The organism is [Borrelia] turdi (genome assembly GCF_030439285.2).
In the GTDB taxonomy this organism is placed as follows: Bacteria; Spirochaetota; Spirochaetia; order Borreliales; family Borreliaceae; genus Borreliella; species Borreliella turdi.
This window is the reverse complement of record NZ_CP179619.1, coordinates 1-19,242: the sequence shown is the minus strand read 5'-3', so window position 1 is coordinate 19,242 and position 19,242 is coordinate 1. Positions and strand designations below refer to the sequence as shown.

Sequence of the window (19,242 nt, the reverse complement as noted above, 5' to 3'; positions counted from 1 at the left end):
TTATTATACCACTAATCAAGTCAAAGAATAAATAGGAAAAATTTAAATTGCTATTGTTTTAATAATAAATCATTTAAATATTTAAAAATATTAAATATTTATTAAAAAATATGATTATCCCTAAAGACTAACATCCAATTTTATACACACCACATTTTAATATCTTAGTCGAAAATTTTCCCGACAAAGAATACTTACAGAATAAATATTAATACAACTTATGCTAAAAACTAGCAATCCATAAGCAACTAATTTAATACTTAATTAAATAATTAATATCGCATAACTATTCCTTTAAATACTATATCAAAGATTTATAAATAGTAATTTCCAGCAAGTATTTATTAAATAAAACATACTTACTGGAATATTTATTTTTTATCCTGACTAATTGTAATGCAAATCTTAATATCAAGAATTAATCAAAAAAGAAATAAAAATGGGTTTTATGCTTTAATTTAGATAATTTTAGGGTAAAATTAATTACTGATTTTAAAACCCCACAATTATTGAAAGGTTATATCAAGAGATATTAACTAATATAGCAGAACTATATTCTGAGATTCAATATCTTTTCAAGGAGGATTTTATCTTAAAAAGATCAGAAAATAGCGCACTTATTTTAATAGATATACAAAATGATTTTTTAGAATCGGGCGCTTTGCCAGTAGCTAATAGCAATGAAATAATTCCCTTGGTCAACCAACTTCAAAATTATTTCAAAAACATTATCGCTACAAAAGATTGGCATTGCAAAAATCATATAAGCTTTTCAAGCAATAAAAACACCGGTATTTGGCCCGAGCACTGTGTAAAAAATACCTGGGGATCAGAATTTCCTAACAGCCTAAATACAAAAAGAATAAAAAAAGTTTTTTTTAAAGGCACAAATCGCTATTGCGATAGTTATAGTGGATTCTATGATAATTACATCAAAACAAAACAAACAGGGCTCTATCCTTACCTAAAAAACAATTCTATAAATACATTATTTATAGCGGGATTAGCATTAGATTTTTGCGTAAAAGAAACAATACTTGATGCAATTAACTTAAGATTTCAAGTATTTCTAATAATAGACGCTACAAAAAGCATAACACCCACTCCTGAATTAATAATCCAAGAGCTTAAAAAGCTTAATATATCAACTTGCTTTTCAAAAGACATCTTCAACAGCCAAAATAAGCTTTATTAAAAAAATTTGCCTAATAAATTCCCACTATATACTTCTGTAAAGAAGTATAAAAGCATAAGATAATTCATATAAAGGAGATATAAAGAAATTAAAAGGTACTACTTATAAAGTTATGAGCTAAAAGCTGCTAAACTTTATAGAAATATTTTTAATCAAAAAATTTCTTAAAAATATTTCCACTTTTTAGTAAAAATTGCGAATGGTTGATTTTCCCGCTCTCACTACTTATTAAAAATAGTACATCTCATATCAAAATTAATTCTAGACAGTTTAATATAATTATTTTCTATTTTTTTTAAACCCTTTTAATTATTAATTCCTATGACTCTGTTTATTTTTCTTATTTTGATACTTAGTGAAACTCCGCAATCCGATTGCCTTTATTTAGCTTTCTAAAAATCATTATGCACAAAGCTTAAATCAAACCAAACATTACAAATAACTAGATTGCCAAATTACTTTAACACTGGAAATTGGTTTTTATATTTACCTATAAGAATGATAAGACTTTTCTTACTGTTTTAATAATATTTTTTTATTAGCCAACATTTTATTAAACATAAAAATTTTATATAACTAAACATTTTGCCAAAATATTTTTGATAAGCATTAGGATATTATTCAATATTTAAAAATCCTATTAACATTCACATCCTTTATTGTAAATAATATTTATACTTAATTAAATATTGAAAAATTGATCTCCACCTTATTTTAAGGTCCAAAAATGAAATTACCAATCTTATTAAAGATAAATATACTACAATACCCCTTAAATGGCTAATTATTTAAACATAATATAAAAAATAAGAAATAACTTAAATTCATCATGCATTACAAAAAAATCTTCCCAAAATACTAAAAACGGCAATTCTAATACAATTCCCTAACAATCAATGAATTTTACTTAAGATGTTTAAATATCAAAAATTCAATTATAATAAAAAGATCTTCTCATAACGTTTTTCAATATAAAAAAAATATTTACTTTTCATTTTTTAGTGATAACCTTTACTTATCTGAAAAATTGCTTTACTATGTAATAAAGCATAAAAACAGCCGAAGTTATGGAGGCCCAAATGAAAGTTAATAAATCACTACAAATAAAAAGTCAATATCAACACAAGCTTATTGCTTTAATAGCGACACTCGAATATATTAATAAAAACAAAAAAAAATACAACCAATCTGATATTCTTTATTGTTTTAATAGCAACTTAAAACGTAATGGACAAAAAGAAGTTTCAATTAAAACGCTTAGAAATTACGTCTATAAATTAGAAAAGCTTAACATTACTATTAATTATTATAGGCACCTGGGTGTTAATATGGGCACTGAAATCTACTACTCCCTTAGAAGCTCCAAAAAAGACTGTTACAACTTGCTAAACCAACACTTCAAAAATAGAAAAACAGAAAGATTTCAGAAGCGCGTTAATTCATACATTAAAATAAATTATAATAAAAAGGGCAGTGTAAAAAACGAGGAGTGTTTTAATAATAAATATAATAAAGAAGAAGATAAAGAAAATCAAAAGAAAAAACAAATTGATAAATTAAAACTAGAAAAGTATGCAAAAAAATGTAATTTTAGCATCAAAATTTCCTCTTTTATTATTAATCTTGATTTAAAAAAAGAAACAACTATAAATCTTTTCAAAGCTTTAAGTAGAGAAAGATACCACTTTAGAAAGGAAAATGGATTTTCTTTTAAAGAAAATTTACAAAATAAAAGAAAAAATTTAATTTTAATACTAAAGAAAGAGCAAAAAAATTTAATAAATGAGGGTTACGATAAAGAAACATTAAAGATATATATACAAAACATATATCAGAAATATAAAAATAAACCCCATTTTATATTAGAAAACAATAAATATCAAGACTTTAATGAAATTATAAAAAAAATAAAGAATAATATTAAAAAATTTAATATTCAAGAACATGATGATAATATAAAAAACAATATATATAACATACTTTTAGATCAATTAAATTGTAAAATAAAAAAAATTAATTTGAATTCTGAAATTAAAAAATATTTAAACAAACAAAAAAAATTAGAATACAAAAAAATATTTAATAATCAATATTATAATGAAATTATCGATTTAATAGAATCACAAAATAATTATAAAGATAACTATTTAAATTAAGAGTTTGAAATGAAAAATGTATTAGAAAAACTTAAAAATAAAAAAAAAGAAATAATGATAAAAAGTAGAAAGTCAGAAATTTTTGTTAAAAAAGAAATTCTTAACGAAAGAACAATATATCACACTAAAATGTTAATGGATTTATATAAATTTGAAATAAATAGATACAAAAAAAACAAATTTTTAATTCTTTTTAGAGAATTATTTAACCAAGAAAAGCTGGAAGGACTCAATTTATTCTCTACAAAAGAAAATGATAAATTTATAGGAATTTTTTATGGTTACAGAAAACCTATAAAAAACATTATTACAAAGTATAAAATTAATGGTATTGTAAAGTCATATACCTTTTCTAAGGTCTATTATATAGAATTCAAGTTTAAAAAAGGTAGTGTGTTTTGTTACTTAAGAAGTCTTGCTAGGTTAATCAAAAAAGAAAAAATCAATAAAAAATATTTTCAAGTGTTTATTGATATGTTAAACAGGTTGGAAAAAGAAGTATATAAATTTTATTGTAAAGAACTACCAAATGGAGGAATTGTAAATAAATGGATAGAAAAAATACTAAAATAATTTCTACCGACTAAATTAAGAATACTTTTAGTAAAAAGCAAAAATGCCATTATCTTTTAAAACTTCTATCTAAAAATATAAATTTCTTTTAATTAAGGTTAATTTATAAGAATTAACTAATAGCTATTTGTCAAATCCCCCATAAAAACTACGATCAAAATTTATAAAGTAAAACATTTATGAAGTAATATAATTTTAAAAAATTCAAACTTTTTCACTTTTGAGATAAACCATATATTTAAGAATGGAAAATGTAATAGAAGACGGGCCAATTTAAGAGAAAGATGCAATTAAAAAGGTGTACTAAATGCTTTATCCTTTTTTAAAAAAGGATAAAGAAAGAATTAGAAATAAAAAATTTTGAGAAAACTTCTTTGAAGTTGACAAAAATAGTATAAAAATAGCAAAATCAATTCGGATATCTTTAGATTATATGGCATTTTAATTATTTTTTTGATAGGTCTTTTAACTCTAATATATAAAATTTGATTTAATTAACATCGCCTACAATAAATCAATATTACAGATTGTATCCCGCTAAAAATTCGTATTCAAAAAGAGTTAATATTGGGATTAATCTCATTGTAATAATTTTATTTTTAAAATAGTTTAAGATCGTTAGGTAAAGGTTTTTATAATCAAAATTGTATTGCAAATTAATTATTCTTTTAAATCCATTTAAATTATTTATTAAAACCAATAATTTGAGACAAAAGTAATTGTAAGATGTCTATGTTTTTAACAAATATTCATCTAGATTGATATTATCAATTAAATCTCTAGTTCTAGTATTGATTTATTTAAATATTTTTTAAAGCTTTTATATTTTTATATATCAAAAACCTATTTTAGGAGTCTTTTTGATAGCGATTTCTGTATAATTTTATTATTGTCAACATAAAATCACATAGGGCCTAACCATAAATACTCTTAAATTAAGAATACTTATCTTAAGCCCTATAAATTAGACATCGACCAAAGTTAAGGATGCTTATAGTTAATAGCACCACTTATCAATATTATACGTTATATATAATATTAAAATCAATATATTATTATTAAATAATATGCTTAATTTATTTCTATTTATAAATTATTTTTATAAAATTTGCCTTACAATAACTCATTATTTTTTGACATTTCTTATACTTTTTATAATATCGTTAAGTATTTTTTTATCTTTAAATAATTTTTATAATAAAAACCAGCTAATTTTGCTTTTAATTTTCAATATATGTATACTTTTTGCTTCAAGCTGAAATCTTAATGGGCAGATAAAGCTTTTATTGTATTTTTTTATTGCTAAAAGTATTTTACTTAAAATAAGTATATCAAAATTCATTGTTTAATTAAGTATTTTAATTGGTTGTTGGGGGCTTTAGTAATTTATAGTTTTTAATGTAATTGTATTGGTATTTGCTTTGTAAATTTCTTTGTTGAAAGAATATATTTAAATATTTAAATTTTTATCTGTTTATTTCTTCTTAAGAAGAGTATAATAATAAAAGATATGAAATTAACATTATTATTATTATTATTAATTTCCAATGTATTGATTTTTCCTAGTGAAGCATCTGAAGAAATTTTTATTACAAATTGCAGTAATAGATTTGATTATATTTTATTGCTTAAATCAAAAACCAAATTTGGATCCTTTATTTTAAGCTATTCTAGTAGAGGATACATAGATTTGAGTTACGATATTCAAATTATAAATAACATAGAGCTTGTGCTTAAAAAGATATATATTAATGGGATTTCTATAGCAGAGTCCCTAATTAATACTTATTTTATTGACGGGGTTAATCATTTTGATTTTTATATGACTTTATTTTCTGAGAGTGAAAAAGTAAATAAAATAAGAAAGTTGGCAGAAATAAATGGAATTGATATATACGTTGAATGTTTTGATGAGATAAATAATGAGAAAAAAAAATATTCTTTTAAGGTAAGTAGGGAAAATAGTGTGCATTTTTATCGTGCATTTGATATGATTTTATCATAAATAGGGATAGACTTTTAATGGGGAAAATATTATTTTATGGGTCATTATTAATTTGTATTTTTTTGGCTTTCTTGTTTTATAAGCAAAAGGAAAACAAAGTTATTTACAATAAAATTGTTGAAAAGTCAGGCAATAGTGATTTTATTGAAGAGACTTTTACCTATCCTTTAAAGGATGACAATTTGAAAGAGTTGGTTTTTATAAAATCAGAGTTTATGGCGCCCTATAATATGAATTATGAAAAAAATGAGAATATAACAGGTTATCTGATAGATGCCTATAGGGCTATGAATCCTGGGTATAAATTTGATTTTAAAGTGTACGACAATAAAATTTTAGGTTTTAAAAATGTAATTTTTGAAGGATTTGAAGATGCTCGAGTTTCAAGGCATGAAAATGATTTGCCAAGTGAAAAATGGCAGCTAATAAAGGATTTTAATATTGGGGATCCGAATATAGATAAAAAATTTTTTCATTTAAAATTTCCTTTTGTAGTAAAAAATAATTTACGTGTTACCCTTTCTAAAGGATTCTTTAAGAAAATAAAAAAAATAAAACGATTGAAGATTACTTTAATTTCTAATGAAGGTAGAGAATATAAAATAGATATAGAAAATTTTTTACTAAAATATAATCTTTGATTTAAGTTATACTTTTTAAATAGTAGATTTTTAATTAGGACTAAAACGCTGTTTATTGAATTTTGCTTTATATGGCAATGCAATGAGACTTTTATTGATAAACTAACAAATGCTTTTTTAAATTATTTGCTTCATTATTACTCAATAAAGGTAATTAAAATTTGAAATATAAAAGTTGTAATAGTAATTGAGAATTACTAAGCTATTAATTAGTAATTCTTACATAAATCATTTCTTTGTTTTGTTTTTAATTATAAAAATATAGTAATAGAAAATTTAATAGTTAAATTATGTAAAGGGAGATATTTGGGAGACGTGTTCAATATTTAGGGATATGGGCTTACTAGACAATTATCATATAAATCGAATGATAATCTTACTTTATATTAAAGAAAATAGATATTAGTAATATACAAGAATCTATTCCAATAATCTTTGATTTAGTAATAATAGTTTACTTATTTGTTGTGTAGCTAAAAAAAGATGCATAAATTTAAATTTTAAAATTAACTTTATAAACCTATTTGAATGGCAAAAGGAAATTAAAATACTATAATTTTACATTTTTATTTATGTCTCGTTTTCTTTTTTTATTATCTACAATAATTCACATCATTATATTAAATATATATAAGTATATTCAAAATTAAAATAAATTTATTTATTCCCAATTCATCTTCATCTAAATTTCTACAAAATTATATGTAAATAATTATTTTTTTTTAATAAAATGGCATTCAATATTTAATAATTTTGTAATGCTATTTTCTTTTTTTATATTTTTGTTCTTTTCTATAAGATTCATACTTTGACGCAAGCTCTAAAAAATATATTCTATTTTCCTTATAAAGACTTTCTAATATAAAGCTTATTCTTTTATTACTTTCTTTGCAAAATTTATACAAATCTATATCATTAATTAGTATTCTAATAGGAATTTCAAAATTATTATTAGAATTTCCCAATTTATTATTTGTGTCATTTAAATCATGTGCTTTGGTGTGTTTTTTAATCTGTTTAAATACATTAGTAAATCCAATTTCTTTAATCCTGTCAATAGTAACAACGCCATCAAGAACTTTTTGATAAACTTTTAAATATCTATAAGCTTGGGTTTTGGCAATTACAAAATGCCGTGTAAACTGATCAAAACTAGTAAATCCATCGTATCTATAAAGTTCTCTTGTTTTAATTTCATATAAAATTTCCATTCTTTTAATTATGTTATTAACCTCATTTTTTAAATTAAATTTTAATTGATTTTTTAAATCATTGTAGTTTGCCAAGTCTTTATCTATATCATTTCTTTCTAGAGAAAATGAAACTCCTCTGTCGCTTATTATCACTTCTTTTTTATGTTCTTTTTTTCCTTTTATGCTCATATAGTTCCTTTTTTTGAATTTTTGTTGATTTATTAGTGCACTAAGTGCACAATTTGATGCTACAGAATAAGAATATTTTTTAAAGCATTTTCGGCCTCTTTATAGTATATTTCATTTTTAGAAGGTTCTAAAACCTCATGTATAAAGATTTTTATACCATTATAATTATGGATTTTACCTCTAATATAGTTTTCATATTTTTTATATAATGCACTTTCTATTTCTTTTAATGTGTTTCTATTTTTTATGAACAGATTTTCTACTATAGAGATATAATAATTTTTATTTTTAATATTTTGAAATTTACTAATAATTTCCATTAAAATATTTAAGCTTTCTATTGCCCATTTTTCAACTTGAACTGGAATTATTACATAATCTGTGGCACTCAAAGCGTTTCTAAAAAGAAAATCTTTACTAGGCGGCGTGTCAATCAAAATGTAATCAAAGTTATAATTTAGTATATTTTGACTTAGATGATTTTTTAAGCAATCTTCTTTATTTTCAATATATTCCCAATTAAAATCGTCCAAAACAGGATGAGATGGTATAAAAGAAATATGATCATTAATTTTATTAATACACTGTTCGAAATATGTTTCTTCCTTTAGTATTCTATATATATTGTATTTTTTGATGTCATTAAGATGTTTTTCAAAATAGGAGGTTAAAGAATTTTGTGGATCTATATCAATTAATAATACTTTTTTATCCAAATTTTTAAGTATGTAGGCAAATAGTATTGCTAATGTACTTTTACCAACTCCACCTTTTAAGCTTGCCATTGTCATAATAGTCGGTCTATTGTGTTGCATTGTATACCCTTTTTGTTAGTTAATTTTTAACAATTAAATTATACCAATATTTTATGTTTTTGTTAATGGTTATGGTTTTTATTGTTTTTTAAAAATTTTGCTCTCATTTAATGCTTTTTGATAATCTTTGGATAATTTGAGTGTTAAATCCATACGGCCTTTATATTAACATAATTATTAATATCTGTAGAATTAATTCTTATGTGCTATTTTTTAGATTAAAAGAAAGCAATAAAATAGATCTAAATTATATTTAGTGTTTTACTAAATATAATTTAGTAAGCTTAGAAAGCTTCTAGTTGTATGTAAAATATGTGTTTTATAATGGCTTAGCAAGTATAAGTGATAATTTTGAGGTGGGGTCGCCTAATAAAGATAGGATCCTTTTATGGCAGTATAAGTGGTAGGTATTTTGAAATTTAAATCTTTATATGTTTTATAATTCATTATAATGAGCTTATTATTTGCAATATAGAGATTTTATATTTTTCTAATCTAAGAAGTAATAGACATTAATACAAAATGTTTATTATTTGTGTTATTTTTTACCGGCGATTTATTACAAGAATCAAATAGACTATAAAGATAAAAAATTTATAAAGTTCAAAATAAGGTTGATAAAGACAAGTAAAATAAGGTGTAAAAAAATAAGTTAAACAAATTTTAGATACAAAAGAGTCAATAAAAGAAGAAAGTCTAGCTAGTTGTAAGCTTTGGGAATTCTGGTTTGAAATTTTATTCAAAAATTGAGAAAATTAATATAAAACAATATACGGTCATAAGGATAAGTTTAAGATCTAGAATGAAAGGAGATTGTAAAAAAGAAAAAAATGATTTATTCTTTTATTTTTTAAACTTGCTAAATCCATTTTAAAATTTTTATTAATTTATTAGGCCATTTAATTCCTATTTTATTGTCTTCAACTCTCTTTATACTCACAATATATACTAAAAAAGTTTTAAAAAACATTATCTATTTTATATATAAAGTCATCTAAAACAGGTTTTGCAAAATTATGTCTACGTAGGAACATTAAAAATAATAAACTTATTTAAAATGTAGTATTAGAAAAAAATATTAATGATAAATATTATATTTTAATAGCATTTAAGTGTCTAGATATTAAAAATAACAATAAAGGTAAAGATAATAAAAAAGAGGGCAATTGATATTGATAATAAATATCAAGGATTTTTAGCAAGTGATAGGGGGTTAAAAAATTAATTATACTAGGTATTTAATGTGGAAAAAAGTTTAAACTGAAATCTTAGTATAAAAAAAATAAAGTAAATATCTTTGGGAAAAGATATTTACCAATAAATTCGTAAATAAAGCTATAATATAAAAAAACACAAATTATATAATATCGGGTAGGATCTTTTTATAATTATATTAATTTAATTAATTTTCCCACTATTTTTGCTGAGTTGGAAGAAGCTTTTTTTAAAAATTTTTTATAATCATCATAGTTATTTTCATTATTAACTATATCAGATATTCCCCGGATGATTATAAAAGGAATTTTAAAATTATATGCTACTTGAGCCATTGCGGCGCTTTCCATATCTATTGCAATTGCGCTTTCAAATTCTTCTGGAATTTCTTGAAAATTTTGGTGGTCAATGAATTGGTCACCGGTAATTATTAACCCCAGATAAGACACCACGTTGCTTATTTTTATTTTAGAAGCTTTTTGTATAAGTGTGGTGTTTGCTTTAAATTTTTTGGGGTGTTCTGGAACATGTCCAATTTCATAACCAAATCTATGTAAATTAAAATCATAGCTTATTGCTTCTGTAGATATTACAACGTCTCCTATTTTTATGAATTTATTTTTGTTGCTATAAATTCCACTAACAACCCCAGCATTAATTATATGGCTAATTTTATATTTTGATATAATGTAACTTGTCCAAAGGGCTGTGTTTATTTTTCCAACTCCAGTAGCTATGGTAATTATATTATGATTGAATACTTTACCAAAGGTAATCTTTTTTTTTCTTTTATGTTCTTCTATTGAAATAGATTTTTCATTTTGAATGATTTTATTTATTTCAGCTATTTCTGTTTTTGTGGCTGATAATATTAAAATATTGCTTTTAGAATTTTCATTTATTTCATCTCCCCAACTATTTAAAACAATAAATGAAAAAATTGCTAATATGTTTGTTATATTTTTAATCCTCATAAAGAAAGCTCCCTATATGTTTTTTATTAATTGATATTGGATATTGTAAATTAATATTTTCATATTTTTATTACCAGTTTAAATAGTATGTCAATATTTTATTATTTATAATATATGTGTTATATATCATTATCAAATAACACCAAACTAATTTATCAAAAACAAACTTATTCGAAGTCTAGAATACTAATAATATCATAGATAATACTTTTGAAAGATTCAAAAATTAACAATCCAATTAAGTTGCGATGCTTAAAAAGAAATAAAAATTAATTCTAAGCCAACTGTCTAGTGCTGATATAGCAAAATTAGTAAATAAAGTTATAGATGATTTGCTTTTTATAAAAAATAAGATTAGTTGTCGGTTTTGTTTTTTAAATTTACATTGAACTAACATTTCTAATGTTTTTAAAAATTTTATTATCTCTCAGTGTGTAAATAAGCTTATTGTTATTATTCAAATTGAAAAATTTCTTATTGAAAGCTTGTTTATCTTGATAAAAGATATTTAAAAAGTTTGGATATCTATAGATAAAGATATTGATATATCTTTATCTATAGATATCGTAGAAGTTAGTTAAATGAGGTGGGTTTAATATACCCACCTCATTTAAGGTTTATGAGTTAATTTTAGTATGTTAAGGTTAGTTATTAATATTTTATAGCATTTTTAGCTTTGGTTAAAAGCAAAAATTTAAGTTCTATTTAGTTTAATAAAAATTTAGATTCCAAGAATAACGAGAATTATTTTCCTTTTTATCTGTGAAGATATTAATTGTTTCTTTTCATTTTTTTAAGATAAAGAATATAATTTATTAGTATTGAAATTTTTATTTTCTGTTCTGGAAGAGATTGTAATTAAAATTGGAAAGCTTTTTGAATTAAAATTTGAGCAAAATTAGAGAATTTATGAGAAGTTTATTGTTAATAGAAATTTTATTAAAAAACTAAATAAGAAATTTAAGTGTTATCCATACTTTAATCGGAGGGTTTTTAGCTTGACATTGTTTTAGACTAAGGATAATAAAGAATTCTCTGTTTATAATTTTTATTAAATTTAAGTAGAGGTGAATTTTTCAATAAGCGAATTTATTTTTACTCCAAATATATTCTTTGATGCTATCAATAGAGGAATATCTTAATTAAAAGAAATATTTTTTAAAAGCATTAGGATATGTAATATTTTGTATAGCAAAATGTTAAGAGGTGGGAAGATTATCATGGGAAAATAATAAAAGCTTGAATAAGTATTGATGATTTCTTTATAATAAAGATTTTGAAAAATGAAAATATTTTAATTAATATTTCATAGATGAAGTATATAATTTAGAATTATGGCAGTTGTATTAATATGGCTATGTTATGCAGGAGTAGAGGTTCAATTTATTAACGTAATTTAATTTTTATTTTATTAAGATTAGCTTTTATTTCTATTTCAATCTATCAAATGTTTTGTTCACTATCTTTATATAAGGATCACGTCATTTTTAATATTCTTAGCTTGCTTATTTAATATTTAAATTGCTTAATATTATCTTTTTATCATTAATCAAAATATATTAATTAATATTTTTTAAGTAAGTTGAGATTTTCCATTTTATGTACATATAATTACATTATAAGGCTTGTCCAAGCTATCTTTATGCTTAAAAAGATAATAAAATTGTTAATAAGTTGGGGAGCTTGAAAAGATTATAGAAAGATACAACCTATACAGTTAGATGCATTAATTAGTGATTTTATTACAAAATTAAATCAATCTGTAAATAACGTGGATAATACCGGATATGTTGCTGATTCTTATAAAAAACTTAGTAAATGTGCTGCATTGGCTTATATTGAGAGTTTTAATGTTATATTCTCTAAGTTTATTGACAATAAGTTTATTGAAGCTTATAAAGAATTTGTTAAGACAGCTAAAGAGTTTGTAGAGGAGGATGAAATTATAGATCTTGGTTATATTGTGAGTGCCATTGGAGATATTGTTAATGAGATAAAAATAAATTCAAGCAACAGGTCTAATAATTCTTATAAAAAAGAAGCAGATTTTTTGATTGCTGCTATAAAACTTGAGAGGGCTTATAAAGCTGTTAAGTAAACTTTATATGTAACTTAGGCATAAGTTTATTAACTTAAATTATATATAAAAAGGCAGGTATCTCTTTTTATTTTTTCACCTTTTCTTTTTTCTATTGCTGTTAGTAAAGTTTATAAGCCAAAACTTAATAAAAGGTTAAGTTTTTTAAAATTTCTAAAAAACGATTCCACTTACTTTTTTATATGGATTTAATAATTTTTTATTATTTTTTCACTATAAACTTTTAATAGTATCTGATTTGGAATTGCAATTAATCTCCACTGCTTATTAAGCCTAATAATATAAAATAAGATATTATGGCATTAGTTTTATTCTTTTGGAAGCTTTCTTTATAAGAATAGATGTTTGTCTTAAATTTTTTAAGGTGTTCTGTAACATTGGTTTTTTCTTTTTTTTATAATTACCATGTAAATTAAGTATATATGTATTTTACTTAATATGTAAAATATTACTTATTAAATACACATTTGTGAGATTTTTTGAATTTCTTCTAATAACCTTTGAGCTTCTTTTTTAACTGAGTAATTGTATTGAAAATAGTGAGTTGAATTTTCTAAGTTATTCATAGAATATTCTGCATTGTGCTTTGCATCCTTAGCAAAATTATCAGCCTGATTTATATCTCGCCAATTAACAGGTCCACTAATTTGACCTTGCTTTCGACACTCATTATCATATCTTTTTTCAATCGCTTGAATTAATTTTTCTATAGATTCTCTTAAAAGAGAGTTAGCATTCCTCCAATGACTATCTGCAATTTGAAAATTGTTTTGGATTTCATCCAACTTTAAATAAAAATCCTTAATTTTTTTCTCTATATATGAAAAATATCCAGATATAACTTTATATTTTTCTGTATTTTTTTAAATTAAATATCTTTTTTAAGTAAATCCTTTTATCTGGCTTTGAAAATTATTGCAGTAATATTATTTATCACTGGCTCTGCTGCTTCTACTTTTATTTCAGAAGTTATATCTTCTTTTATTTGGGATTATTAATTAATTTTTGAAACCTTTTTTTTATCAATGACTAAAGAACATAAACTTGCAAATGAATTTAAAGATGGGCAAATATTCGTAATATTTTAATATTTCCTTATGTTCAAGCATCAAAGCTTAAAATTAATTTAAAATCAAAGAATTAAAGTGAGACATATTGAAAGTAAAAGAAATTTTAATATACTTGCATTATAATACTATATATCTAAGACTAGAGGAGAGGGATGCATGATCAATAAAATTTTCTATGTTTCGAGTGTTTTTTTAATTTTAATGATTAGTTGTGATTGGAGAACTGTTAAAAATAAAAGCACAGAAATTTCTGAGTTATTAAAGAAAAGTGAAGAGGAGACTAGAAATCAAGAAGGGAGAGACTTGGATAAAAACTATATGTCTAGAAATAGCATATCTAATATTGATGTAGGTGCTGTTAATTTGGGAAGTTTATTAAATGTGAATTTAATCAATCATCCATATCAAGTTGACAAATCTATAATCTCAAATGGGGAAGCTATAGCTCCTGAAGTAAGAGTAGAAGTAGAATCAATGGATAATATTAATGTTAGTGCAATAACCCCAAAGCCAGATAAAAATTTAGAAGATTCTTCAAGTAGCTCTGCTATTGGTGTGGGGATTTTGCCTATTAGAGTTCAAGAAGGATTTAGTAAAAAAACTTTACCTAGTAAATTAAAAGATTTGGAAAGTTTTCTGAAAACAACGTATGAGAAGGAAGCCTTTAAGAAAATTAAAGATATGCAAGATAGAATTAGTAATTCTAATATAGGAGAAGGAATTGTTAAGTTTCAAAAAGAATATGGGAGCCTTTTTAGTTTATTTTGGGACATGCAAAATAAGCTTCATACCCAAAGGGATTTACTTAGAAAAGATATTAAATTTAAAAAAAATATAGAAAAATATAAAGTTATGTCTATATATTTTTCATATATAGAGAAAAAAATTAAGGATTTTTATTTAAAGTTGGATGAAATCCAAAACAATTTTCAAATTGCAGATAGTCATTGGGGTAATGCTAACTCTCTTTTAAGAGAATCTATAGAAAAATTAATTCAAGCAATTGAAAAAAGATATGATAATGGGTGTCGAAAGCAAGGTCAAATTAGTGGATCTGTTAATTGGAGAGATATAAATCAGGCTGATAATTTTGCTAAGGATGCAAAGTACAATGCAGAATATTCTATGAATAACTTAGAAAATGCAGCTCACTATTTTCAATACAATTACTCAGTTAAAAAAGAAGCTCAAAGGTTATTAGAAGAAATTCAAAAAAAATTCTCACAAATGGGTATTTAATAATTAATATTTAAATATTTTAAGTGTGTAATACATATATTGATTCATTGCTAATATATGTATTTATAAATCAATGTCAAAAACATTATGGGATACTTTCAATAAAATGGAAGAGTATGGAGTATGTATGACAAAGAATTTAAAGTATTAGACAAAGAAATTACTTGGCATTTTTAGCTAAAATACTCAATTCTTTAAATATTCTTATTTTAATAACACTATTATTAAATATTCGTTCAGAAAAATTAAAGCCAAATATATAAGCAGGTTCTAAGTAAGAAGAAGATTTAAATAAAAAAATAAAAAACACACTATTTAATGATTTAAGAAATTTAATAGAAACAGTTAATGCATATAAAGAAAAGTATACAAAAAGAATGTAAGAAGAACTTGAGAAGCAAATATGAAATATTGGCTTTCAAAGAAATGGATTTTAGCAAACTAAAAATTCAGAAAAGATATCCGACAATTCTGAAAGATCTGTAAAATATAGAAGACATACTTATGTCAATTTAAGTGCTATTGATATTAAACCAATTTTATTATTAACGAGTAAAATATTATCTAATTGCCAATTATAATTAGCTATATAAAATAGTTTGAATTTTTTAGTTAAAGTTTAACCGTTATTATGCAAATAATATAAAAAATAGCTAAAAAGACATTAATTAAATATTTTTTTTTATATAAATTAATTATATTATTTTATAAAATAAAATAATATAATTAATTTATATCATGACATTAGTTATCATATAAGGAGAATAAAATGAAAATAAAAAATATTTATCTCAAAGTGGCATTTTTAATACTTTTAATTTTTATTTCGGCTTGTAGTCAAGACGGCCACAGTAAAAAAGATAAGGTTTTAAGCTATTCAGAAGAAGATAATGGTCCACATCTACATCCAGCTGTTAGAATTGCTGTTGACTTCCATTCTGGGTCATTATTCTTAAACAGTATTAAAGCCTCTCAGGAAGCTCTTTACAGATCTGGTTTGTTAAAAAGTACTAATTTATTAAATTACGAAAAAATAGAAAGCCTAAGAGAAAAAAATGGTATGCCCCCAATGCCACCTGCTCATATTTATTATGCAGACTCGCCTACTGAAAGCACATTTTTTACAATAGGAGTAGCAACTCCTCACGTTGGTGGTCCACACTTGGGACGACTGGAAATAGTCGTAAGAGCGGACGATCTTGTTCCTCAAGGATTCTTGGTTCACAGAGCCAAACATCATGATCGTAGAAATCTTAATAAACGATATTATAGATTTTTTGGTTCTACAATAAAAAATATTTATAGAGCAGAGACTAGTAGTATAAAACTAAAAGATCTAAGTGGGGATTTAGACAGCAACAGTAAAGAATTTAGAACTACATTGCATGATAGAGGCAAAATCACTAAGCTTGTAAATATAATTCTTGATGCATTGCAACACGAACCCGAAGACGCTTCACAGCTAACTTCCTATTTCTCAGAAGCTGTGTCTGCGGTACTTTTTTTAAGTCTTGCTCCTTTATTGGACTATAGAATTCAAGGTGCTGTTTTAAATCTAGTTAGAACTGATCATTTTTCATCATCTCTGACAATTTCTGATTATTTACACATGATAAGACAATGGGGAACAATAAATTACTTACAATACATTGCAATGTATCCATCTAAAGATGTAAGACATGGTAAACCAAGTATAACCCCCGAAGCACCATTGGTTTATATGAATATAATCAGGAAATAAATAATTTTTTCAAAAAAAAATAAAGAATACTCTACCTATCTCCCTATGGGATTTAGGTGGATGTAAATTTGTATATACTATGAAAGTATAAATACTTTAAAATCTAAATACTAAACCTAAAACGAAATTTATTCGGCTTTTCAAAGGTTAAATTACTCACTTACATAATTTATGCTTTTTTAAAACACGATGTATATGACATAATGCATAAAAAAGGAGAAATTAAATCTATCCTTATATCTAAAATAATTATTTTTTTGCTTAGATACTAAAATGAATAGCTTAGATTATAGAATAGATAACTTAGTATCTGAAATATCTATTTTAAATGCTGATTTATCTATTACAAGAGATGAACTTAATATGAAAATAAATAAATTTAGATGCCAAAATAGATAATGTAGATAAATATTTATCCAAAATGGATAGTTCACTAATTAGTTTTGAAGAAAAAACTAAGATAAGAAATAGATTATTTATAGTTGTATTTGTAGGGATTGGACTTTTTTGCCAGATTGTCGGAGAATTTTTGAAAAAATACGTTTTGGGCATGTAATTGTCAAGTTTTTTATTTATAAATAAAAATTTATTTTTATTAAACGGTTATTCATAAATTCATGCTTCTTTTTTTAAGAGTAGAGCTATGCAAAATAAAAAAACTCAAAATTTTTATAAAAATTTGGCCTTGATTTGTGTTAAAATGTACTTAGAGGACGAGTAAATTATGAAATCGGTATTGACGGACAACAAATATTACTGAAGAGCAAATATATAAAGAATTCTTGCGACTAGGGATGGAGCAACCAATAGTGCAAGATTTGTCAAAAAGATATTATCACAATGAGCTTACATATAGAGATTTGGAAAATTTAGAAAAACAATTTGGTATAAAGTTTGAATATCTTGATTTCAAGATAGATACTTTGAAAAGTGAACTTAATACCAAAATTGATACTGTATAAAAAAATTTGAAACAAAATCTTGACGAAAAACTAAAAATTAATAATCAATTGTTGTCTAAAAATCTTGACTCAAGCAATAGATTAATAACTATTGTGTCCATAATATTAGTACCTATTGCTATAGCTATTATAGGGCCTTTTGTTTTGTCGCTAATTACTGGTTTTTCCAAACAGTAATTACTAGTAATTTTTTACTATAATTAATTAAGAAAAAAAATTTTAGATATAATTCTGTCTTGTAATTTACTAGTATTTTTGTAAATGCCTAATTTTCTAAAATTTGCATTAATGTATAATCTAAAATTATACATTAATGCAAGACTCATTTTCAGAAAAAAATTCGAAATTAACTTTGCAATAGTATACGTATTTTTGCGCATACTATTCATGTAATAATTTAGATTGCCTTTATGGGGCTTTAAGATTGTGAATGACTTAATGTAGTCGAGTTTTTCATTTAAATTTAGAATACACGGCTTTTTAGTTAATGAGATATTTTCTGGATTCTTGGTATATTTGTTAACTTTTAGTGTTTCTTTAGATTTTACAATCAAAGAATAAGCAATTTTTAGTTGTTTAGTAGTAATTTCAAAATCAAATATTTTTTTTGTTATATAGTTAATTTTGTGTGTACGAATAGATAGTAATTTCTTTTTGTCTAGATTGTGGATACATTTAGAAATTTCATTAGAGCCAACTAAAGAATATGTTTTGATTAGTAACCCGCTATCCAATATGTAAGAAAGTATATTGGATTTAGAGTTGTAGGGAGTTTTGATATTTTTACTTTTCAAATGAGATAATGGCATTCCAGAAGCCATAATAATTCTAAGCAATTTGGTGATTGGTGCTAGCAGTATCCAGTAGATTTTTACTAATTAGAATGAATTCATCGGGATTTATTTCGTAAAGGGGCTTTTCCCTATGCCTAGAAAACTTGAATTTGGGAAAAAATTTGTAGAATATCATATATATATATGATGTATCTTCCCTCAAGAAAATCAAACTTAAAATTTTATTTTTTATGGTTAAAAATTGTAGTTAATTAGGTTAATATCTAATTTTTAAAAAAGTTTTAGTAATTTGGGTTAATTAGTAAGCTATATAAGTTAAATGTTTAGATAACGAGGTTAATCTATATATAGACAATCATCTATACTAATTAATAATTAATAT

The 19,242-nt window shown here is 23.4% G+C and carries 15 protein-coding genes and 1 pseudogene; 11 read left to right on the top strand and 5 right to left on the bottom strand.

Translation table 11 applies throughout. From position 1 onward, the window contains the following. The first annotated feature begins 619 nt into the window (after positions 1 to 619). The 5 genes from QIA31_RS04895 to bptA all read left to right on the top strand — a co-directional run bounded on the left by QIA31_RS04895 (position 620) and on the right by bptA (position 6,570). On the top strand, positions 620 to 1,195 hold the full coding sequence (locus tag QIA31_RS04895; RefSeq protein ID WP_418905303.1) for an isochorismatase family protein: 576 nt from the start codon (positions 620 to 622) through the stop codon (positions 1,193 to 1,195). Positions 1,196 to 2,274: 1,079 nt separating this feature from the next. Beyond that, entirely contained in the window at positions 2,275 to 3,351 is a 1,077-nt protein-coding gene (locus QIA31_RS04890) for a plasmid maintenance protein (protein WP_418905290.1), read from the top strand. A gap of 9 nt (positions 3,352 to 3,360) precedes the next feature. Next, positions 3,361 to 3,924 carry a DUF226 domain-containing protein gene (locus tag QIA31_RS04885; protein WP_418905289.1) on the top strand — a complete coding sequence of 188 codons (564 nt, stop codon included), beginning with the start codon at positions 3,361 to 3,363 and terminating at the stop codon, positions 3,922 to 3,924. Positions 3,925 to 5,434: 1,510 nt separating this feature from the next. Then, a complete protein-coding gene (locus QIA31_RS04880; RefSeq protein WP_418905288.1) occupies positions 5,435 to 5,929 on the top strand; it encodes a hypothetical protein in 495 nt (164 codons plus the stop codon). Between the two features lie 17 nt (positions 5,930 to 5,946). Next, a complete protein-coding gene (gene bptA, locus QIA31_RS04875; RefSeq protein WP_418905287.1) occupies positions 5,947 to 6,570 on the top strand; it encodes a virulence-associated protein BptA in 624 nt (207 codons plus the stop codon). A 761-nt stretch (positions 6,571 to 7,331) separates the two neighbouring features. On the opposite strand, the gene QIA31_RS04870 is transcribed toward bptA, so the two are convergent. From QIA31_RS04870 to QIA31_RS04860, 3 genes are all read right to left on the bottom strand, one after another. Then, positions 7,332 to 7,952, bottom strand: coding sequence for a chromosome replication/partitioning protein (locus QIA31_RS04870; protein ID WP_418905286.1), 621 nt, complete (start codon positions 7,950 to 7,952; stop codon positions 7,332 to 7,334). A gap of 59 nt (positions 7,953 to 8,011) precedes the next feature. Continuing rightward, complete coding sequence (locus tag QIA31_RS04865) at positions 8,012 to 8,767, bottom strand: ParA family protein (protein ID WP_151074378.1); 756 nt, start codon at positions 8,765 to 8,767, stop codon at positions 8,012 to 8,014. Between the two features lie 1,388 nt (positions 8,768 to 10,155). Continuing rightward, positions 10,156 to 10,956: a 5'-methylthioadenosine/adenosylhomocysteine nucleosidase gene (locus QIA31_RS04860; RefSeq protein ID WP_418905285.1), complete on the bottom strand. Its 801-nt coding sequence runs from the start codon at positions 10,954 to 10,956 to the stop codon at positions 10,156 to 10,158. A 1,702-nt stretch (positions 10,957 to 12,658) separates the two neighbouring features. Between QIA31_RS04860 and QIA31_RS04855 the strand changes: the two genes are divergently transcribed. Further along, on the top strand, positions 12,659 to 13,054 hold the full coding sequence (locus QIA31_RS04855) for a hypothetical protein (RefSeq protein ID WP_418905302.1): 396 nt from the start codon (positions 12,659 to 12,661) through the stop codon (positions 13,052 to 13,054). 455 nt (positions 13,055 to 13,509) lie between these two features. Here the strand turns inward: QIA31_RS04855 and QIA31_RS04850 are convergent, their stop codons facing one another. Continuing rightward, the gene (locus tag QIA31_RS04850; protein WP_418905284.1) at positions 13,510 to 13,839 is read right to left on the bottom strand and encodes a hypothetical protein; all 330 of its coding nucleotides are present in this window, start codon (positions 13,837 to 13,839) and stop codon (positions 13,510 to 13,512) included. Positions 13,840 to 14,280: 441 nt separating this feature from the next. Here QIA31_RS04850 and QIA31_RS04845 point away from each other — a divergent pair, with 441 nt between their 5' ends. The 5 genes and pseudogenes from QIA31_RS04845 to bdr all read left to right on the top strand — a co-directional run bounded on the left by QIA31_RS04845 (position 14,281) and on the right by bdr (position 18,243). Further along, entirely contained in the window at positions 14,281 to 15,363 is a 1,083-nt protein-coding gene (locus tag QIA31_RS04845) for a hypothetical protein (protein ID WP_418905283.1), read from the top strand. Between the two features lie 769 nt (positions 15,364 to 16,132). Continuing rightward, the gene (locus tag QIA31_RS04840; protein WP_418905282.1) at positions 16,133 to 17,104 is read left to right on the top strand and encodes a hypothetical protein; all 972 of its coding nucleotides are present in this window, start codon (positions 16,133 to 16,135) and stop codon (positions 17,102 to 17,104) included. A gap of 273 nt (positions 17,105 to 17,377) precedes the next feature. Further along, the gene (locus tag QIA31_RS04835) at positions 17,378 to 17,503 is read left to right on the top strand and encodes a hypothetical protein (protein ID WP_418905281.1); all 126 of its coding nucleotides are present in this window, start codon (positions 17,378 to 17,380) and stop codon (positions 17,501 to 17,503) included. Between the two features lie 22 nt (positions 17,504 to 17,525). Further along, positions 17,526 to 17,660 (top strand): hypothetical protein, encoded by a 135-nt coding sequence (locus QIA31_RS04830; RefSeq protein ID WP_418905280.1) that lies wholly within the window; start codon positions 17,526 to 17,528, stop codon positions 17,658 to 17,660. A gap of 238 nt (positions 17,661 to 17,898) precedes the next feature. After that, positions 17,899 to 18,243 (top strand): annotated as a pseudogene (gene bdr, locus QIA31_RS04825) (Bdr family repetitive protein). Between the two features lie 23 nt (positions 18,244 to 18,266). Here the strand turns inward: bdr and QIA31_RS04820 are convergent. After that, positions 18,267 to 18,902, bottom strand: coding sequence for a hypothetical protein (locus QIA31_RS04820; RefSeq protein ID WP_418905279.1), 636 nt, complete (start codon positions 18,900 to 18,902; stop codon positions 18,267 to 18,269). Positions 18,903 to 19,242: the final 340 nt, after the last annotated feature.

Bases quoted from the DNA above. Each gene is read 5' to 3' on its own strand.
- QIA31_RS04835 (WP_418905281.1), top strand. From the start codon at position 17,378: ATGAATAGCTTAGATTATAGAATAGATAACTTAGTATCTGAAATATCT.
- QIA31_RS04890 (WP_418905290.1), top strand. From the start codon at position 2,275: ATGAAAGTTAATAAATCACTACAAATAAAAAGTCAATATCAACACAAG.
- QIA31_RS04880 (WP_418905288.1), top strand. From the start codon at position 5,435: ATGAAATTAACATTATTATTATTATTATTAATTTCCAATGTATTGATT.
- QIA31_RS04845 (WP_418905283.1), top strand. From the start codon at position 14,281: ATGATCAATAAAATTTTCTATGTTTCGAGTGTTTTTTTAATTTTAATG.
- QIA31_RS04860 (WP_418905285.1), bottom strand. From the start codon at position 10,956: ATGAGGATTAAAAATATAACAAACATATTAGCAATTTTTTCATTTATT.
- QIA31_RS04870 (WP_418905286.1), bottom strand. From the start codon at position 7,952: ATGAGCATAAAAGGAAAAAAAGAACATAAAAAAGAAGTGATAATAAGC.
- QIA31_RS04840 (WP_418905282.1), top strand. From the start codon at position 16,133: ATGAAAATAAAAAATATTTATCTCAAAGTGGCATTTTTAATACTTTTA.
- QIA31_RS04830 (WP_418905280.1), top strand. From the start codon at position 17,526: ATGGATAGTTCACTAATTAGTTTTGAAGAAAAAACTAAGATAAGAAAT.
- bptA (WP_418905287.1), top strand. From the start codon at position 5,947: ATGGGGAAAATATTATTTTATGGGTCATTATTAATTTGTATTTTTTTG.
- QIA31_RS04865 (WP_151074378.1), bottom strand. From the start codon at position 8,767: ATGCAACACAATAGACCGACTATTATGACAATGGCAAGCTTAAAAGGT.
- QIA31_RS04885 (WP_418905289.1), top strand. From the start codon at position 3,361: ATGAAAAATGTATTAGAAAAACTTAAAAATAAAAAAAAAGAAATAATG.